Annotated in this window: 11 protein-coding genes; 8 read left to right on the top strand and 3 right to left on the bottom strand. The window is 73.2% G+C overall.

What is annotated here, in order from left to right:
- The first annotated feature begins 77 nt into the window (after nt 1–77).
- From dnaJ to ACWGL3_RS10265, 5 genes are all read left to right on the top strand, one after another.
- Complete coding sequence (gene dnaJ, locus ACWGL3_RS10285) at nt 78–1244, top strand: molecular chaperone DnaJ (RefSeq protein WP_267947647.1); 1167 nt, start codon at nt 78–80, stop codon at nt 1242–1244.
- Nucleotides 1241–1849, top strand: a complete 609-nt coding sequence (locus tag ACWGL3_RS10280) for a heat shock protein transcriptional repressor HspR (RefSeq protein WP_276567182.1) — start codon at nt 1241–1243, stop codon at nt 1847–1849. The genes dnaJ and ACWGL3_RS10280 overlap by 4 nt, the downstream gene beginning before the upstream one ends.
- An 84-nt stretch (nt 1850–1933) precedes the next feature.
- A complete protein-coding gene (gene clpB / locus ACWGL3_RS10275; protein WP_267947646.1) occupies nt 1934–4546 on the top strand; it encodes an ATP-dependent chaperone ClpB in 2613 nt (870 codons plus the stop codon).
- A 447-nt stretch (nt 4547–4993) separates the two neighbouring features.
- The gene (locus ACWGL3_RS10270; protein WP_267947645.1) at nt 4994–5410 is read left to right on the top strand and encodes a spore-associated protein A; all 417 of its coding nucleotides are present in this window, start codon (nt 4994–4996) and stop codon (nt 5408–5410) included.
- Nucleotides 5411–5653: 243 nt separating this feature from the next.
- Nucleotides 5654–7102, top strand: coding sequence for a BTAD domain-containing putative transcriptional regulator (locus ACWGL3_RS10265; RefSeq protein WP_452461174.1), 1449 nt, complete (start codon nt 5654–5656; stop codon nt 7100–7102).
- Nucleotides 7103–7172: 70 nt separating this feature from the next.
- On the opposite strand, the gene ACWGL3_RS10260 is transcribed toward ACWGL3_RS10265, so the two are convergent.
- The 3 genes from ACWGL3_RS10260 to ACWGL3_RS10250 form a co-directional block, all read right to left on the bottom strand.
- Nucleotides 7173–8159 carry an NAD-dependent epimerase/dehydratase family protein gene (locus ACWGL3_RS10260; protein WP_267947643.1) on the bottom strand — a complete coding sequence of 329 codons (987 nt, stop codon included), beginning with the start codon at nt 8157–8159 and terminating at the stop codon, nt 7173–7175.
- Nucleotides 8160–8348: 189 nt separating this feature from the next.
- Nucleotides 8349–9611 carry an RNA polymerase sigma factor gene (locus tag ACWGL3_RS10255; RefSeq protein ID WP_267947642.1) on the bottom strand — a complete coding sequence of 421 codons (1263 nt, stop codon included), beginning with the start codon at nt 9609–9611 and terminating at the stop codon, nt 8349–8351.
- A gap of 55 nt (nt 9612–9666) precedes the next feature.
- On the bottom strand, nt 9667–10092 hold the full coding sequence (locus ACWGL3_RS10250) for a YciI family protein (RefSeq protein WP_267947641.1): 426 nt from the start codon (nt 10090–10092) through the stop codon (nt 9667–9669).
- Nucleotides 10093–10489: 397 nt separating this feature from the next.
- On the opposite strand from ACWGL3_RS10250, the gene ACWGL3_RS10245 reads away from it, so the two are divergent.
- The 3 genes from ACWGL3_RS10245 to ACWGL3_RS10235 all read left to right on the top strand — a co-directional run bounded on the left by ACWGL3_RS10245 (nt 10490) and on the right by ACWGL3_RS10235 (nt 18445).
- The gene (locus ACWGL3_RS10245) at nt 10490–11176 is read left to right on the top strand and encodes a DUF1449 domain-containing protein (RefSeq protein ID WP_267947640.1); all 687 of its coding nucleotides are present in this window, start codon (nt 10490–10492) and stop codon (nt 11174–11176) included.
- 196 nt (nt 11177–11372) lie between these two features.
- Nucleotides 11373–13418, top strand: coding sequence for a flotillin family protein (locus ACWGL3_RS10240; RefSeq protein ID WP_267947639.1), 2046 nt, complete (start codon nt 11373–11375; stop codon nt 13416–13418).
- An 11-nt stretch (nt 13419–13429) separates the two neighbouring features.
- Nucleotides 13430–18445 (top strand): DNA repair ATPase, encoded by a 5016-nt coding sequence (locus ACWGL3_RS10235; RefSeq protein WP_452461173.1) that lies wholly within the window; start codon nt 13430–13432, stop codon nt 18443–18445.
- Nucleotides 18446–18524: the final 79 nt, after the last annotated feature.

Below are 18524 nucleotides of genomic sequence, written 5' to 3'. Positions count from 1 at the left end.
ACCCCGGCCCGCCACGGGCCGGGGTCACGTGGAACCATCGGACGCAACCGGCACCAGCGGGGAGAAGGCACCAGTCGATGAGCACCAAGGACTACCTGGAGAAGGACTACTACAAGGTCCTCGGAGTCTCAAAGACCGCCTCGAAGGACGAGATCAAGCAGTCCTACCGCAAGCTGGCCCGGGAGAGCCACCCCGACGCGAACACCGACGACCCCAAGGCGGAGGACCGCTTCAAGGAGGTCTCCGAGGCGTACAACGTCCTGTCGGACGACAAGCGCCGCAAGGAGTACGACGAGGCGAGATCGCTGTTCGGGGGGTCGTACCGCCCGGGCGGCGGCACCGGGCCGGGCGGGTTCGACATGGGCGACCTGTTCGGCCAGGGCACCTCCGGGGGCGGTGGCGGCGCGGGCGGTGAGCGCCTGAGCGACATCTTCGGCGGCCTGTTCGGCAACCGCGGCCGGGGCGGCGGGGCAACGCGCAGCCGGCGCGGCGCGGACGTCGAGACCGAGACCACGCTGACCTTCCGCGAGGCGGCCGACGGGGTCACGCGCTCCTTCCAGCTGACCAGCGAGGAGGCGTGTCCCACCTGCAAGGGCACGGGCGCCAAGCTCGGCACGGCCCCGCGGATGTGCCCGAAGTGCTCCGGCACCGGGCACGAGAACACCAATCTGGGCGGCTTCTCGCTGTCCGAGCCGTGCAGCGAGTGCAAGGGCCGCGGCCTGGTCGTGGACGACCCCTGCGCCACCTGCAACGGCAGCGGGCGCGGCAAGAGCACCCGCACCATCCAGACCCGTATCCCGGGCGGGGTGACCGAGGGCCAGCGGATCAGGATCAAGGGCAAGGGCGCGCCGGGTGAGAACGGCGGTCCGGCGGGTGACCTCTACGTCGTCGTCCACGTGAAGGAGCACCCGGTGTTCGGCAGGAGCGGCGACAACGTGACGATCACCGTGCCGGTGAGCTTCCCCGAGGCGGTGCTCGGCGCGGAGGTCCGCATCCCGACGCTCAACGGCTTCCCGGTGACCGTGAAGGTCCCGCCGGGCACGCAGAACGGTCACAAGCTGCGGGTGCGCGGCAAGGGCGCGACCCGCAAGGACGGCACCGCGGGCGACATGCTCGTCACGATCGAGGTGGCGGTGCCGAAGACGCTCAGCGGGGACGCGCGCGAGGCCCTGGAGAAGTTCCGCGCCGCGACGTCCGACTACGACCCGCGTGACGGACTCGAGGCGCGGGCGAAGGGTGCGTGAACGACGTGAACGACTCCTTCGGCGCTGACGCCCCGGTCTACGTGATCTCGGTGGCCGCCGAACTCGCGGGGATGCACCCGCAGACCCTGAGGCAGTACGACCGGCTGGGGATCGTCTCCCCCGGCCGGGCGTCCGGCCGGGGGCGCCGCTACTCCATGCGCGACGTGCAGACGCTGCGCGAGGTGCAGCGGCTGTCCCAGGAGGAGGGCATCAACCTCGCCGGGATCAAGCGGATCCTCGAACTGCAGCACGAGGTCGAGCAGCTGCGCGAGCAGATCTTCCATGTGGCGAACGAGCTGGAGGCGGCCCGGCGGGCGGTGTCCAGGCGCGGCAGGCCCGCCCGCCCCGAGCCGGGGCCCGCGGTCCGCGGCGAGCTGGTGCGCCGGACCCGTGTGACCATCTTCAACACCGCCGAGCCCTTCGGGGCCGCCGGGGGCGACGAGGAGCCCCGCGACGCGGGGCCGGGCTCCCCCGGCCAGCCGGGCGCTCCGGGCCGGGGCGCCGCCGGACCGGGGGTCCCCGGGCAGGGCGGTCCCGGGCAGGAGGGCCCGCAGCGCGGGACCGGCGGCACCGAGAGGGGCCGCACGGAGAACGGGCGGGACTGAGGGACGTCCGCCCCACCGCCGGGGCCGAGGCCGGCCACTGATCATCACTGTGAGTGACATTAGTTTTTCTAGGAGTCACCGGACATGAACTACAAGCTCACCCAGAAGAGCCAGGAGGCTCTGTCGGTGGCCATCCGCCGCGCCACCACGGACGGCAGCCCCCAGACCGAGCCCGCGCACCTGCTGGCGGCCCTCCTCGACCAGCCCGAGGGGATCACCCGTCCTCTGCTCAAGGAGGTCGGCGCCAACCCCGACACCCTCAAGGACAAGGTCGAGGCCGCCATCGGCGCCCTGCCCAGGGCCGCGGGGTCCACGGTCAGCTCGCCCAGTTCGTCGCGCCAGCTGATCGTCTCCATCAACACGGCGGCGCAGCGCGCCCAGCAGATGGAGGACGAGTACGTCTCCACCGAGCACCTGCTGGTGGGGCTCGCCACCGACGGCGGTGAGGCCGCACGGCTGCTCACCGAGGCGGGGGCGACCCCCGACGCGCTCCTGGAGGCGTTCGAGCGGGTGCGCGGGACGGGGAAGATCACCACCGAGAACCCCGAGGACACCTACAAGGCGCTGGAGAAGTTCGGCGTCGACCTCACCGAGCGCGCCCGCGAGGGCAAGGTCGACCCGGTCATCGGACGCGACGGGGAGATCCGCCGGGTCGTCCAGGTGCTCAGCCGCCGCACCAAGAACAACCCCGTGCTCATCGGCGAGCCCGGCGTCGGCAAGACCGCCGTCGTCGAGGGGCTCGCCCAGCGCATCGTGGCCGGGGACGTGCCGCAGTCGCTGGTCGGCAAGCGCCTGGTCAGCCTGGACCTGTCCGCGATGGTGGCGGGCGCCAAGTACCGGGGCGAGTTCGAGGAGCGGCTCAAGTCGGTGCTCTCCGAGATCAAGGCGTCCGAGGGCCGGGTCATCACCTTCATCGACGAGCTGCACACCATGGTCGGCGCGGGCGCCGCCGAGGGCGCCATGGACGCGGGCAACATGCTCAAGCCCATGCTGGCGCGCGGGGAGCTGCGCATGGTCGGCGCGACCACCCTGGACGAGTACAGGGAGAAGATCGAGAAGGACCCCGCACTCGAACGCCGGTTCCAGCAGGTCATGGTGGGCGAGCCGTCGGCGGCGGACACGATCGCGATCCTGCGCGGGCTCAAGGGCCGCTACGAGGCCCACCACAAGGTCCAGATCGCCGACGCGGCGCTGGTGGCCGCCGCGACCCTGTCCGACCGCTACATCACCGCCCGCTTCCTACCGGACAAGGCCATCGACCTCATCGACGAGGCCGCGTCCCGGCTGCGCATGGAGATCGACTCCAGTCCGGTGGAGATCGACGAGCTCAAGCGCACCGTCGACCGCCTGAAGATGGAGGAGATGGCGCTGGAGAAGGAGTCGGACCCGGCCAGCGTGCAGCGGCTGGAGCGGCTCCGCTCCGACCTCGCCGACACCCAGGAGCAGCTCACCGGCCTCGTGGCGCGGTGGGAGCAGGAGAAGGCCGGGCTCAACCGGCTCGGCGAGCTCAAGGGCCAGCTGGACGACCTGCGCACGCGCGCCGAGCTGGCGCAGCGCGAGGGCGACTTCGGCGAGGCCTCCCGGCTCATGTACGGGGACATCCCGCAGCTGGAGAAGCAGGTCGAGGAGGCGTCCAAGGCCGAGGAGAGCGCGGCGCCCCAGGGCGGCGACACCATGGTCAAGGACGAGGTCGGCGCCGACGAGGTCGCCGACGTGGTGTCCGCGTGGACCGGCATCCCCGTCGGGCGGCTGTTGGAGGGCGAGACCTCCAAGCTGCTGCGCATGGAGGACGAGCTGGGTTCGCGGATCATCGGCCAGCGGGACGCCGTCACGGCGGTGTCGGACGCGGTGCGCCGGGCTCGGGCGGGGATCTCCGACCCGGACCGGCCGACGGGTTCGTTCCTGTTCCTCGGGCCGACGGGCGTGGGCAAGACCGAGCTGGCCAAGGCGCTGGCGGAGTTCCTGTTCGACGACGAGCGCGCGATCGTGCGCATCGACATGAGCGAGTACTCCGAGAAGCACTCCGTGTCGCGCCTGGTGGGCGCGCCCCCCGGATACGTGGGGTACGAGGAGGGCGGCCAGCTGACCGAGGCGGTGCGCCGCCGCCCGTACACGGTCGTGCTGCTGGACGAGGTGGAGAAGGGGCACCCGGAGGTGTTCGACACCCTGCTCCAGGTGCTGGACGACGGCCGCCTGACCGACGGGCAGGGCCGCCAGGTCGACTTCCGCAACACGATCCTCATCCTCACCTCCAACCTGGGGTCGCCGTTCCTGGTGGACCAGTCGCTGGAGGAGTCGGTGCGCCGGGACCGCGTCATGGACGTGGTGCGGGCGACCTTCAAGCCGGAGTTCCTGAACCGGCTGGACGACGTGATCATGTTCGACGCCCTGTCCACGGCCGACCTGACGCGGATCGTGGACCTGCAGGTGGACAAGCTGGCCGGGCGCCTGGCCGACCGGCGGTTCGGCCTGGACGTCACACCGGGCGCGCGGGAGTGGCTGGCGCTGACGGGCTACGACCCGAACTACGGCGCGCGTCCGCTGCGCCGCCTGGTGCAGTCCACCATCGGCGACCCCCTGGCGCGTGAACTGCTGTCGGGCTCCCTGTCCGAGGGCGACACGGCGGTCGTGGACGTGGACGACGTCTCGGACAAGCTGCGGGTGACCGTGCGCGGGGGCGACGCTCCCGCGGCCTGACCGGCCCCCGCGCGCGGGGGCCGCGGGGCCCGGCCGGGACGGGCACGGAGCGCAGGCGGTGGGGGGCCGTCCCCGGCCGGGGGCGGCCCCCTCCGCGTGCCGGACGCCCCGGGAGGGGCGGGCGTCCGCCCCCGGGCCGGGACACACCGCAGCCCCTCTGCCCACCGGGCGGCGAACCACCGGACGATGCGTGATCGTGGAAGGCGCAGGTGTCCATGTCGTACGGCACCGACGACATCCGTTCGAGCGAGGGCTCGGCCGGTCCGAAGCCGGGCTGCCCGCCTCCCCGGTCTCCGGGCGGGACGCAAGCAGGGGTGAAGCCGACACGAAGCGGCCTCTGTCAGCCTCTCCCCGCACCCGCACCACGAAGGGCGCCCCGGTGACGGGACCGACCGGGGCGGTCCGGCACTCCGCGTATCCGCTCGGGCCCACGATGGGACACGAATCATGAGGAAGCTCCTCCGCAAGACCGCCTCCGTCGCCGCCGCCCTGGGCCTCGCGGCGACCGGCCTGCTCGCCACGGCCGCGCCCGCCGCGGCGGCCACCTACGGGGGCGAGTGCGGCAGCGGCTACTCCGTGGTCAACTCGGCCGCCGTCGGGACCAAGGGCACGGTCTTCCTGACCTACAACAACTCCAACGGCCGCAACTGCGTGGTCACCAAGCGCAACGCCGCGGGGGCGGCCGTCATCATCGAGGCGGGCCTGTCGATCAGCCCGGCGGGCGGCCACTGGGACGTGTACGAGGGCGACTACTTCACCAGCTACGCGGGCCCGATCTACCTGAACGCGGCCGGGCGGTGCGTGGACTGGATGGGCCGCATCAGCGGCACCGAGGGCGGCAAGCGCGGCACGAACTGCGGCTGACCCCGCTCGGGCGGCCCGGGCGCCGGGCCGCCCGGCTCCGCCGGATCACTCCCGTACCGGTTTCACTCCGGCGGTGAGCACAGCCGTCCTACGGCCGAAACCCGATGACGCAGGTCAACATTTGGCGCATTCCGGACCTGTTGCGTGTATGCGCGACGATCTGTGGACTGGGCCGCACAGCGTGTCGTATGCTCCGCCACGGCCGTGCGGCGCAGGGGTCGCCGCGGGGCGAGGGGGCGCGGGGTGCAGACCAACCTGTCAGTGATCCGGTACCGGCTGCTCGGCTCGGTCGAGGCCCACTCCGGGGGGCGGCGCGTCGCACTCGGCGGCCCCAAGCGCAGAACCGTCCTCGCGGCCCTGCTCCTGCGGCCGAACACGGTGGTCGCCGACGACAGGCTCGTCGACCTCGTCTGGGGGGACGACCCGCCGCGCAGCGCCCGGCCCCAGCTCCAGGTGCACATCCACGAACTGCGCAAGCGCCTGGGCCCCGCGACGATCGTCCGGCACAGCTACGGCTACCAGCTGCTGGCGGCCCCCGGGGCCACCGACGCGGAGGAGTTCCGGCGGCTCGTCGCCCTGGCCCGGGTCCACCGGTCCGAGGGGCGCCGCGACGAGGCCGCCCGGACCCTGCGCTCGGCGATGGCGCTGTGGACCGGCCCGGCCCTCGGCGGGGTCACCGCGCCGCTGGAGGAGAAGGCGCGCCCCGCCCTGGAGGAGTCGCGGCTGTACGCCCTGGAGGAGCTGTACGGGGTGGAGGTCGAACGCGGACGGGGCTCCTCCGCCGTGCCCGAACTGCGCACCCTCTGCTCCGAGCACCCCACCCGGGAGAGCCTGGTCGCCCTGCTCATGTCCGCCCTGCACTCGTGCGGGCGCACCGGCGAGGCGCTGGAGGCGTACGCCTCGCTGCGCGACCTGTTCGCCCGGGAGATGGGGATCGCCCCGGGCGCACAGCTCCAGCGGCTCCACCTGGGGCTCCTGAGCCCGGAGCGGGAGGAGGGGCCGGCCCGCCGCAGGCCGTCGGTCCGCCCGGCGGAGCTCCCCCACGCCGTCCGCGGGTTCGTGGCGCGGGACCGGGAGCTCGCCGTCCTCGACGCCGGACGGGAGGGGCGGGCCTCCCTGTTCCTCGTCACGGGGGTCGCGGGCGTCGGCAAGACCGCGCTGGCCCTGCACTGGGGCCACACCGCGCGGGAGGACTTCCCCGACGGACAGCTGTACCTGGACCTGCGCGGATCCGCGTGCGGCGAGGCTCCGACGCAACCCGACGACGCCCTGCGCCAGCTGCTGCGCAGCCTCGGCGCCGACACGCGCGACCTGCCGGCCGACGCCCCGGGGCTCGCCAAGCTGTTCCGCTCGATGACGGCCGACCGGCGGCTGCTGATCCTGCTGGACGACGCCGCGTCGGCGGAGCAGGTCGTCCCGCTCCTCCCGGGCGGCCCGGACAGCACGGTCCTGGTGACCGGCCGCCGCGACCTCCCCGACCTGGTGGCGCTGTTCGGCGCGGTCCGGATCCGGCTCGACGTGCTGTCGGAGGAGTCCTCCGTCGAGCTGTTCCGGTTCGTCGCCGGGGACGCCGGGCCGGCCTCCGGCCCCTCGGCCGCCCCGGCGATCGCGGGCGACTGCGGCGGACTCCCCCTGGCGCTGCGGATGGCCGCCGCCACCATGGGCGCCGTCGGCCCTCCCCGGCCGGTCTGACCGGCGGGCACGCCGCCCCGTCGCTCCCGGCGGAGGAGCGCCGCCTCGCCCGCGGGGCGCGCCGCGCGGGTCACCCGGCGGCGAGCACGCGTGCCTCGACCTCCGGGTCCAGCCCCGGGCTCGGGCGGTCCGTGCGCTGCGGGGCCTCTCCTCCGACGGACAGCAGCCACTCCCAGGTGTCGGTGACGGTCTCGGCCACCGGGCGGCAGCGCAGACCGGCCGCGACCGCCCTGGCGACGCCGGCGCCGTGCAGCGCCTCGTGCATCTCGCCCGGCGGCAGCCAGACCGGCAGGTCCGTCCACGGCCGGATGCCCGCTTCCGCGACGACATCCGGGTCGGTCCAGCGGAACTCCGCGTCGGAGCCCGTGGCTGCGGCGCAGGCGGTCAGCAGCCCCTCCATGGTGGTGTGCCCCGGCGGGCTCACCAGGTTGTACGGGCCGCCCAGGCCCTTCTCGGCCGCGTCGAGGGTCCACGCGGCGAGGTCGCGCGCGTCCACGTACTGCAGGGGCAGGTCGCGCGGGCCGGGAGCCAGGACCGGACCGCCGCGGGCGACGCGGTTCAGCCACCAGGGCAGGCGGCCGACGTTCTCGTGCGGGCCGAGGACGAGTCCGGCCCGCACGGACAGGGCCCGGTCCCCGAAGGCCCGCTCCGCGGCCAGCTCCCCGCCCCGCTTGTCGTTCGCGTAGTCGGTGGCGCCCGCGTCCGGAGCCCCCTCCACCACCGGCCAGTCCTCGTCGGAGCCCGCCGGTGAGGGGTAGGTGTAGACGGAGCGGCTGGAGACGTAGGCGTAGTGCCCGGCACGGTCCGCGAGGAGGTTCGCCGCGGCGGCCACGGCGCTCGGCGCCGCCGACCAGGTGTCGACGACGGCGTCCCACTCCCCCGTCCCCAGTTCCGCGAGCCCGCCCTCCGCCAGCCGGTCGCCGTGCAGCACGGTGGCGCCCTCCGGCGCCGGCCGGGTCCCCCGGTGGAACACGGTGGTGTCCCACCCGCGTCCCAGCGCGTCCTCCACGACGGCTCGTCCCACGAACTCGGTACCGCCCAGTACGAGAAGTCTCATGGGGAGGAGTCTGGCGTCCCGCGCCCCGGCACGCCAGAGGTGACTGCTCTCGGCAGAACCGGAAATGACCGGATGCGCCGGCGTGGCCCGGGGCACGCCGCACGGTTCGGCCCGGCCCCCGGCTCCGTCCGGGGCTCCGGCTCCGCCCGGGTCACCGGCCGCGGGGAGGGCCCGGCCCGGGCGCCGCGGTCAGCCCGCGCAGGAGACGGCGCGACCGCGGAGGTGGTCGCGCTCGCGCTCGTTGAGGGTGAGGTCCGCCGCGCGCTCGAACTCCTCCCGCGCCTCGTCCGGGCGCCTGAGGCGCAGCAGCAGGTCGCCCCGCACGGCGGCCAGGAGGTGGTAGCCGTCCAGGACCCCGGCCTCGCTCAGGGAGTCCACGATGTCCAGCGCCGGTCCCGGCCCGTCCGCCATGGACACCGCGACGGCGCGGTTCAGTTCGACGACCGGGGACCGGGTGACCGCGGCCAGCTCCGCGTACAGCCCCGCGATCCCGGCCCAGTCGGTGTCCTCCACTGCCGCGGCCTGGGCGTGCTTGGCCGCGATGGCCGCCTGGAGCGCGTAGGGGCCGCGCGGTTCGGCCGGGTCGGCGGAGAGCGCGTGCCTCAGCGCCCGGAACCCCCGCAGGACGAGCCTGCGGTCCCAGCGGGTGCGGTCCTGCTCGGCGAGCGGGACGGGCTCGCCGCCCGGCCCGACACGGGCCCGGAACCGCGAGGCGTGCAGTTCCATCAGCGCGACCAGGCCGTGCACCTCGCGCTCCCCCGGCAGCAGCGCGGTGAGCACCCTTCCCAGGCGCATGGCCTCGTCGCACAGCTCGGGGCGTATCCAGTCACCGCCGGAGGTCGCGGCGTAGCCCTCGTTGAACACCAGGTAGACGACCTCCAGGACGGAGGCGAGCCGGGCGTCGCGGTCCGCCCCGACCGGTACCTCGAAGGGCACCTGCCTGGCGGCGAGCGTGCGCTTGGCGCGCACGACGCGTTGGGCGACGGTGGACTCCGGCACCAGGAAGGCGCGGGCGACCTCCTCCGTGGTGAGCCCGCCGAGCAGGCGGAGGGTGAGCGCGACCCTCGCCTCGGTGGACAGCACGGGGTGGCAGCACACGAACATCAACTTGAGGAGGTCGTCGCCGTAGTCCTCCTCCAGGACGGCGTCGAACTCGGCCTGTCCGTCGTGCCCGGCGATGTCGCGGCCCAGGTCGGCCATCCGCTTCTGGAAGCGCTCGTCCCGCCGCCAGCGGTCGAGCATCCGCCGCTTGGCCACGGTGGTCAACCACGCGCCGGGGTTGTCGGGAACCCCCTCGTCTGGCCACTTCTCCAAGGCGCTGACCAGGGCGTCCTGGGCGAACTCCTCGGCGAGGCCGACGTCGCCGACCATGCGGGTGAGCGCGGCGACGAGGCGGGCCGACTCGATGCGCCAGACCGCCTCGACCGCGCGGGTTGCGTCGGTGTGGCTCACGGACCAATGACAGCACCATGAGCCACACCACCGCAAGCCCGGACGAACCGGCCCCTCAGGCCTCGTGCTCGTTGTGGGCGCGCATCTGGCGCTCGCGCTCCTTGAGCTCCTCGGGCATCTCGTCGCCGAAGTCGTCGGTCCCCATGATGCGCCGCAGCACCAGGCTCATCTCGCCGGTGTCGCCGTGCGGGCAGCGCCTGGCCCACTCCACGGCCTCCTCGTGCGAGGACACCTGGAGGATCCAGTAGCCGGCGATGAACTCCTTGGCCTCCGCGAAGGGGCCGTCCGTGACGTTCGTCCGGCCGTCGGAGAAGGTGACCCGGGTCGCCTCCTCGGAGGGGGCCAGGCCGTCGCCGGCGAGGAGGACGCCGGCCTTGACCAGCTCCTCGTTGTAGTCGGCCATCGCCTGGAACATCTCCGGCGTCATCTCCGTGTCGGCCTCGGCCTGCGGGTCGGACATGATCGACATCATGTAGCGCATGGTGTTCGCCTCCCGTGCGGCGGAGGAGCCTCTCTCCCCCGCTCTCGTCTACACGTCGAACGGAACGGCGGGGGATCGACACGGCGGCCGAACTTTTCTCCGACTTTTTTCGGGGAGTCCCGCCCGGGCCGCCGCCCCGGTCTCGTCGATCCGCCTCACCATGCCTTACTACCCGGAACGGCGGGGATGACCGCGGAATCCGCGACCGCTCGCCGCGCACGGGACGGTCCGCCTCCGGACGGGCCGCCGCCCGCCCCGCGGCCGGGGGCGCCCTCCCCCCGCCCCCTGGCCACAACCGGTCATACCGGTGACCGCCCCGGAGCCCGACCCGGGCCGTTCGGTAGAGTTCCGGCACGGTCGCGCCGGGCGGCGGTCGCGGAGCGAGGGGGCGGTTCGGGTGGGCTTGTTCTTGGACACCGCCCTCGGGTTCCCGACGGTGCTGCTCACCCCCGCACTGGTCGTCGTCGCGGGCTACTGGCTGTTCGTCGCGGTCGGCGCCGCCGACCTGGACCTCCTCGACGGCGTGGACGCCGACGGCGACGCCGTGGGCCTGAGCGCCTTCATGGGCAGGGTCGGGCTGGGAGGAACGGCGCCGAAGGCGTCCGTCGAGGGCGGCGGACGACGGCCGGGCGTCCCGGTCACGGTCGCGCTCACCGCGCTCGTCTGCGTCGCCTGGTTCGTGAGCATGATCGGAGGCATCATGACCAACCTCCTGGACACCGCGTCCACCCCCCTCCTGCTGGTGCTCGGCGCCGTGGTCCTGCTGATCGCGCTCGTCGCCGCGTGGGCGGTCACCAGCGGACTGGTCATGTCACTCCAGCGGTTCCTCCCCCGGCGCACCGAGGATTCCAAGCACGAACTGGTCGGGCGCACCTGTGTGATCCGCATCGGCGACGCGGACGAGTCCTTCGGCCGGGCCGAGATCACCACCGCGGGCGGGGCGTCCATCTCCATCCCGGTGCGCACCACCGGCGGCGAGGTCCTGCCGCTGGGCAGCACGGCCCTGATCTTCGACCACAGCCCCGAGGGCGACGTCTTCCTCGTCACGCGCTTCGACGCCGCGCTGGACCCCGACCGGCCCTGAGCCCCCGGCCCCGGGGCTCCGCCTTTCCCGGGCGGGCCCCTCCCGAACGGGGCGGGCCGGTCGGAACGGAACCGTTTCGGATGGGCCCGCGTCCCATGTGTACGAGCGTCCCTCCCCGGGGCGGCCACCCGCAGCCGTCCCGTCCCCCCGAAACGCTCGCTTCCCCCGTACGCCACTCGCGGAAAGAGTCCCCCACGTGTTGCTGAGTGCTACCACGAACGGCCAGGAGGCGGCGGACGCGGCCTTCCTCACCGTCGGTGTCGCCGTGGCCGTCGGCCTGGTCGTCCTCCTCGCCCTGCTGCTGATGGTCACGCGCCTCTTCCGCAAGGTCGAGCAGGGCAAGGCCCTGATCATCTCGAAGGTGAGGGACGTCCACGTCACCTTCACCGGAGCGATCGTCCTCCCGGTCCTGCACAAGGCCGAGATCATGGACATCTCCCTCAAGACGCTGACCCTCGACCGGCGCGGGCGGGAGGGTCTCACCTGCAAGGACAACATCCGCGCGGACATCAAGGTGTACTTCTACGTCCGGGTCAACGAGACCGCCGAGGACGTCAAGAAGGTCGCCAAGTCGATCGGCACCGCGCGCGCCAGCGACCAGGACACGCTCCAGGAGCTGTTCAACTCCAAGTTCTCCGAGGCCCTCAAGACCGTCGGCAAGCAGTTCGACTTCGAGGAGCTGTTCACCCACCGCGAGCAGTTCCGCCACGCGATCGTCTCCCTGATCGGCACCGACCTCAACGGCTACAGCCTGGAGGACGTCGCCATCGACGAGCTGGAGCAGACGCCGCTGCACCAGCACGACAGCAACAACATCCTCGACGCGCAGGGCATCTCGAAGATCACGGAGCGCACCGCCAAGGAGCACAAGCGCACCAACGAGTTCGAGAACGACCGCAAGAAGGAACTCGACCGGCAGAACACCGAGACCGCCGAGACCCTCGCCGAGCTGGAGAAGCGCCGCGAGGAGGCGGCCGCGAAGGCCAAGCGCGAGATCGAGATCATCCGCGCCCGCGAGGAGGCGGAGACCGCCCGCGTTCAGGCCGAGGAGCGCCTGAAGGCCGAGACGGCGAACATCCGCACCTACGAGGCGCTGGGCGTCCAGACCCAGAACCAGCAGCGCGAGATCGCGGTCGCCGAGAAGAACCGCGAGCGCGTCATCGCCATCGAGAGCGAGCGCATCGAGAAGGACCGCATGCTGGAGGTCATCGGGCGCGAGCGCGAGACCGAGCTGAGCCGCATCTCCAAGGACAAGGAGGTCGAGGCCGAGCGCCGCGAGGTCGCCGAGGTCGTCCGCGAGCGGATCGCCGTGGACCGCACCGTGGCCGAGCAGGAGGAGGCCATCAAGCGCCTGCGGGCCGTCGAGGAGGCGGAGCGCCAGCGCCAGGCCGTCATCATCCACGCCGAGGCCGAGGCCCAGGAGAACCTGGTCAAGGACATCAAGGCCGCCGAGGCCGCGGAGGCCGCCTCCAAGCACCGCGCCGCCGAGGAGCTCACCCTCGCCGAGGCCCGCCAGCAGGCCGCCGAGCTGGACACCCGCGCCAAGATCCGCCTGGCCGAGGGCACGCAGGCCGAGGCCGCCGCCGCGGGCCTGGCCGAGGTGCAGGTCCGCCACCAGGACGCCGAGGCCATCGAGAAGGTCGGCCGCGCCGAGGCCGTCGTGGCCCGCGAGAAGGCCCGTGTCGAGGCCGAGGCCGTCGAGCAGAAGCTGCGCGCCGAGGCCGCCGGCCTCACCGACAAGGCCGAGGCCATGGCGGCCCTGGACCAGGTCAGCCGCGAGCACGAGGAGTACCGCCTGCGCCTGGAGGCCGAGAAGGAGGTGCGCCTGGCGGGGATCAACGTCCAGCGCGAGGTCGCCGAGGCACAGGCCACCGTCCTGGCCACCGGTCTGGAGAACGCCGACATCAACATCGTCGGCGGCGACGGGGCGTTCTTCGACCGCATGGTCGGGGCCATCGGCCTGGGCAGGTCGGTCGACGGGTTCGTCAACAACTCCGAGACGGTGCAGGCCCTGGGCTCGGGCTGGCTCAACGGCGAGGGCGACTTCGGCGGGTCGATCCGCAAGGTGCTGTCCTCGGTCGACACCGAGGACGTCAAGAACCTCACCGTGTCCGCTCTGCTGCTCAAGCTGATCAGCGCCGGCGGTCCGCAGACCGACAAGCTCAACGGCCTGCTCGGCACCGCCCGCTCCCTCGGGGTGGACCACCTGCCCGCGGCCGCCCTCGCCGGCGCCGAGCGGTGAGGCAGCCCTCCGTGGCCGAGACCGGAACCCAGGAGAGCGAAGGCGCCGGGCCGGACGCCGCCGACGCGCAGTCGCTGGACGCGGGCGCCTACGAGGTGCTCCGCGCCCGGCTGCGCGAGCAGTCCGGCGAGCTGGCCCGGCGGACCGAGGAGCTGAACGCCCGCCGGCTGGAGGTGTTCGGCGGCACCGAGATGACGCTCCTCGGCACCGAGCGCATCCGCACCGAGCACAACTGCGTGCCCCGGGACATCGTCAGCGTGGGCGGCTCGGGCGCCGACGACGTGATCCTGTTCGGCTACAACGTCTTCATCGGCATGCAGCGGGAGACGCACGTCTCCGACGTGTTCTCGCTGCACCGGTACGAGCACGGCGGCGACGGGTTCACGTTCGCCGACGCCGCCGGGGACGCCGTTCCCGGGCTGCTCCCCGACGAGGCGTTCCGGCAGGACTTCGCGAAGCTCTACCGCTACTACCGCGACGCCCGCCTGCTCCAGCTGCGCCGGATCGAGGACCGGCTGCTGGCCGTGTTCCAGACCGGTCCGCGCACCGAGGACGTGCGCGTGCTGCGGTGGTCGGTGGAGCCCACGGGTGGGATCGCCTACCTCGACGACCGCGGCGAACGCGACCACGTGTTCCCGCCGTCGCACGACTTCACGTGGGTGGAGACCACACGCGAGGACCACGTGCAGGGCCGCCACCCGCACATCTCCGTCCTCGACGAGCTGTTCGTCGAGACCGTGGGCGGCGACCTCACCATCAAGGTCGAGAACAACACCGAGGTCGGCGAGGGCGTCTACAGCGAGCCGGTGGACGAACCGCTCCAGAGCCTGGCCGACGCCTCCGTGTCGTACGCGAGGGTGGGCGCGCTGATCCTGCTGCGCGTCCTCCCGTACAACGAGACCGCGTGGCGCCACCTGGTCTTCAACACCCGCACCAAGGAGGTGGAGCGCCTCGACGGCATCGGCCAGGCGTGCCAGCGGCTGCCCGACGACCAGGGGCTGATCTTCCCCGGCGGCTACTACCTCGCCACCGGTGCGGCGCGGACGTTCGACACCGACGTCACCGACCTGGAGTTCGAGCGCGTGGTGCGCTCGCCCAACGGCGAGGACGTGCTGTACGTCTTCCACTCCCGCGCGGACGGCCGCAGCCTCCTGCTGCCGTACAACACCATCCGCAAGGAGGTCGCCAACCCCGTCGTCTGCCACGGGTACTCGCTGTTCGACGACGGCACCATGACGGTGTTCAGGAGCGACTCGGGCGAGCCGACCCGGGTGCATCCGATGCAGGTGTGGCAGACCCCGTACGTGTCCGACGTGTACGCGGCGGCGCAGCCGGCGGGGACCGGCCCCCTGGAGCGGATCGGCAACGCCGAGCTGGTGAGGGGTGTGTCCGAGGCCCTGTCGGTGGCGCGGATGACCACCGACATGCGCCCCTCCACGGAGGTCTTCGAGGCGCTCATCGCCGCGTGCCGCCGGGCGCTCGACCGGTTCCACTGGCTGGGCGAGGAGGAGCTGGGCGACCTGGCGACGCCGCTGGCGGAGGTGCAGGACACCGCCCGGCGGGTGCTGGAGGAGTTCGAGACCGTCCAGGCGCTCACCCGCCAGGCGGCCGAGGCGCTGGCGGGGGCCGAGGACCGGGCGGCCGCGCTCGTCCGCACGGCCCGGGGCGAGGCCCCGCGGTCGGCCGAGGGGTGGGTGGCGCTGCTGACCGGGCTGCGCCGCGCCCAGGGGCAGGCGGCCACGCTGCGCGAGACGCGGTACGCGGACACCGCCCGCCTCGACGCCCTGGACGGCAGGATCGGCGAGGAGATCACGGCGGTCGGCCGCCGGACGGTCGCGTTCCTGGAGCAGGACGACGCGTTCGCCGGGTACCACTCCGAGGTGGACCGGCTGGTCGCGGACGCCGAGACCATCGACGCGGTCAGCGCGGCCACGGCCGTCGGCGAGCGCATCGCCGAGCAGACCGAGGGCCTCCAGGTCGTCACCGAGGTCGTCGGCTCCCTGGACATCGGCGACGCCAAGGTGCGCACCCGCATCCTGGAGCGGGTGAGCGAGGTGCTGGCCGGGATCAACCGGGCGCGCGCCACGCTGGAGGCCCGGCGCACCGAACTGCTGGCCCTGGAGGGGCGGGCGGAGTTCGCGGCCGAGTTCGCCCTGCTGGGACAGGCCGTCACGGGCGCGCTGGCGGCGGCGGACTCCCCCGAGCGGTGCGACGAGCAACTGGGGCGCATCATGCTCCAGCTGGAGAACCTGGAGTCGCGGTTCGCGGAGTTCGACGACTTCCTCGGGGAGCTGTCGGACAAGCGCGAGGACGTGTACGAGGCGTTCTCCACCCGCAAGCAGTCGCTGGTGGACGAGCGGGCGCGGCGGGCCGACCGCCTGGCGTCGTCGGCCGCACGCGTACTGGAGGGGGTGAACCGCAGGGTCGCGACGCTGGCGACCCTGGAGGACGTCAACACCTACTTCGCGTCGGACGCGATGGTGGCGCGGCTGCGCCGCACCTCCGAGGAGATGCGCGCGCTCGGGGACACCGTGCGCGCGGAGGAGCTGGACGGCCGGATCGCGGCCGCCCGGCAGGAGGCCGGCAGGACCCTCCGGGACCGCACCGACCTGTACGAGCGCGGCGCGGGCGGGGAGACGATCCGGCTGGGCAGGCACCGCTTCGCGGTGAACACCCAGCCGATCGACCTGACGCTCACCCCGCACGGCGGTGGGATGTCGGTGGCGATCACGGGCACGGACTTCCGGGAGCCCGTCACCGACGAGGCCTTCGGGCGGACCCGGCGCCTGTGGGACCGGCTGCTGGTCTCCGAGAGCCCGGAGGTGTACCGGGCCGAGTTCCTGGCGACGTCGATCCTGGCCGCCGCCGAGGAGGGCGCGGACGGGCTGTCGCTGGAGCGGCTGCGCGAGGCCGAGCTGGACGCGGACGGGGCCGGCCTGGCGGGGCTGGTGCGCGAGGCCGCCGAGGCCCGGTACGACGAGGGCTACGAGCGGGGCGTGCACGACCACGACGCCGCGAAGGTGCTGTCCGCCCTGCTGCGGCTCCGCGCGGGCGCCGGACTGCTCCGGTACCCGGGCGCGGCACGGGCCGCGGCGCAGTTGTTCTGGGCGTTCGGGGCCGGGAAGGACCGGCGGTCGGCGTGGGCGGTGCGGGCCGCGTCGCTGGCCCGCGCCCGCTCGGTGTTCGGGGCACGGCGGTCGGCGGCGATCGACGGGCTGCGCACGGAGCTGGCGGGGGCCGTGGACGCCTTCCTGACCGACAGCGGACTGCACCAGGACGCCGACCTGGAACTGGTGGGCGAGTACCTGTTCGAGGAGCTCGCGGCGGACTCCCCCGCCGAGCGCGGGTTCGTGTCGGGCGCGGGCGCGCGGAGGCTGCTCGACCGGTTCCACCGGACCCTGGGCAGCACCCGGGAGACCACGCGGGCGGCGTTCGCGGAGGACCTGCGCAAGCTCGACGGCGACCTGGCCGCCCGGCACCAGCTGGTGTCGGCGTGGCTGGAGGCGTTCGCGGGCACCCTGGACGGGGTGGACCCGGGCGACCTCCCCGAGGCGGCGGCGATCGAGCTGACCGGGTCCGGCGCGGACCGGTACGAGTCGTCGGCCGCCGTGGCCGAGACGGTCGGCGGGATCCTGGGGGCCCACCCGCGCGTGCGCGAGCGGTCCCTGGAGGTGCGGTTGGACGAGATCCTGCCGCGCACCCGCCGGTTCCGGCTGGAGGAGGTGCCCGCGTACCGGGACTTCCAGCGGCGCCGCAACGAGCTGGTGGCCGCGGAGCGCGAGCGCCTGCGCCTGGAGGAGTACCGGCCGAAGGTGATGAGCGGGTTCGTCCGCAACCGCCTGCTGGACGAGTCGTACCTGCCGCTCATCGGCGACAACCTGGCCAAGCAGCTGGGCGCGGCCGGTGACGACAAGCGCACGGACCAGAGCGGCCTGCTGCTCCTCATCTCGCCCCCCGGGTACGGCAAGACCACGCTCATGGAGTACGTGGCGAGCCGTCTGGGGCTGGTGTTCGTGAAGGTGAACGGGCCCGCCCTGGGGCACGCGGTGACGTCGCTCGACCCGGCGGAGGCGCCCGACGCCACGTCGCGGCAGGAGGTCGAGAAGATCTCGTTCGCCCTGGAGATGGGCGGCAACACCATGCTGTACCTGGACGACATCCAGCACACGAACCCGGAGCTGCTCCAGAAGTTCATCTCGCTGTGCGACGGCCAGAGGCGCATGGAGGGCGTGTGGAACGGGCGTACCCGGACCTACGACCTGCGCGGCAAGCGGTTCGCGGTCTGCATGTCCGGCAACCCCTACACCGAGCAGGGCAAGCGGTTCCGGATCCCGGACATGCTGGCCAACCGCGCCGACGTGTACAACCTGGGCGACGTGCTGTCGGGCAAGGAAGAGCTGTTCTCGCTGAGCTACATCGAGAACGCGCTCACCTCCAACCCCACCCTGGCGCCGCTGTCCACCCGCGAGCGGGAGGACGTGTACCGGTTCGTGCGGATGGCGCAGGGCGACGACTCGGTGGGCACGGACCAGCTCGCGCACCCGTACTCGGCGGTCGAGGTGGACCGGATCGTGTCGGTCCTGCGCAAACTGCTGCGGGTGCAGGAGGTGGTGATGGCCAACAACCGGGCCTACATCGCGTCGGCGGCGCAGTCCGAGGACGCGCGCACCGAGCCGCCGTTCCGGTTGCAGGGGTCGTACCGGAACATGAACCGGCTCGCGGAGAAGATCGTGCCGGTCATGAACGACGCCGAGGTGGAGGCCGTCATCGACGACCACTACCTGGGCGAGGCGCAGACGCTCACGTCGGACGCCGAGGCCAACCTGCTGAAACTGGCGGAGCTGCGCGGGGTGATGACCCCCGGGCAGAGGGCCCGCTGGGCCGAGGTCAAGGAGGGGTACCGCCGGGGACGCGCGCTGGGCGGAGCGGACGACGATCCGCTGACCAGGGCGATCGGCGCGATGGGGCTGCTCGCCGACCGGGTCGGCGAGATCGGCGCCGCCATCGACCGCGGCCGCGAGGGGTAGCGCGGCGGTCGGTCGGGCGACCGGCCCCTCTGCGCGGAAGCGCCTCCGCGCGGGACGTAGCGGCCCTTGCCGTCACACC

The sequence above is a fragment of the Nocardiopsis sp. NPDC055824 genome (assembly GCF_053616335.1).
This window is presented reverse-complemented; position numbering and strand designations above follow the sequence as displayed.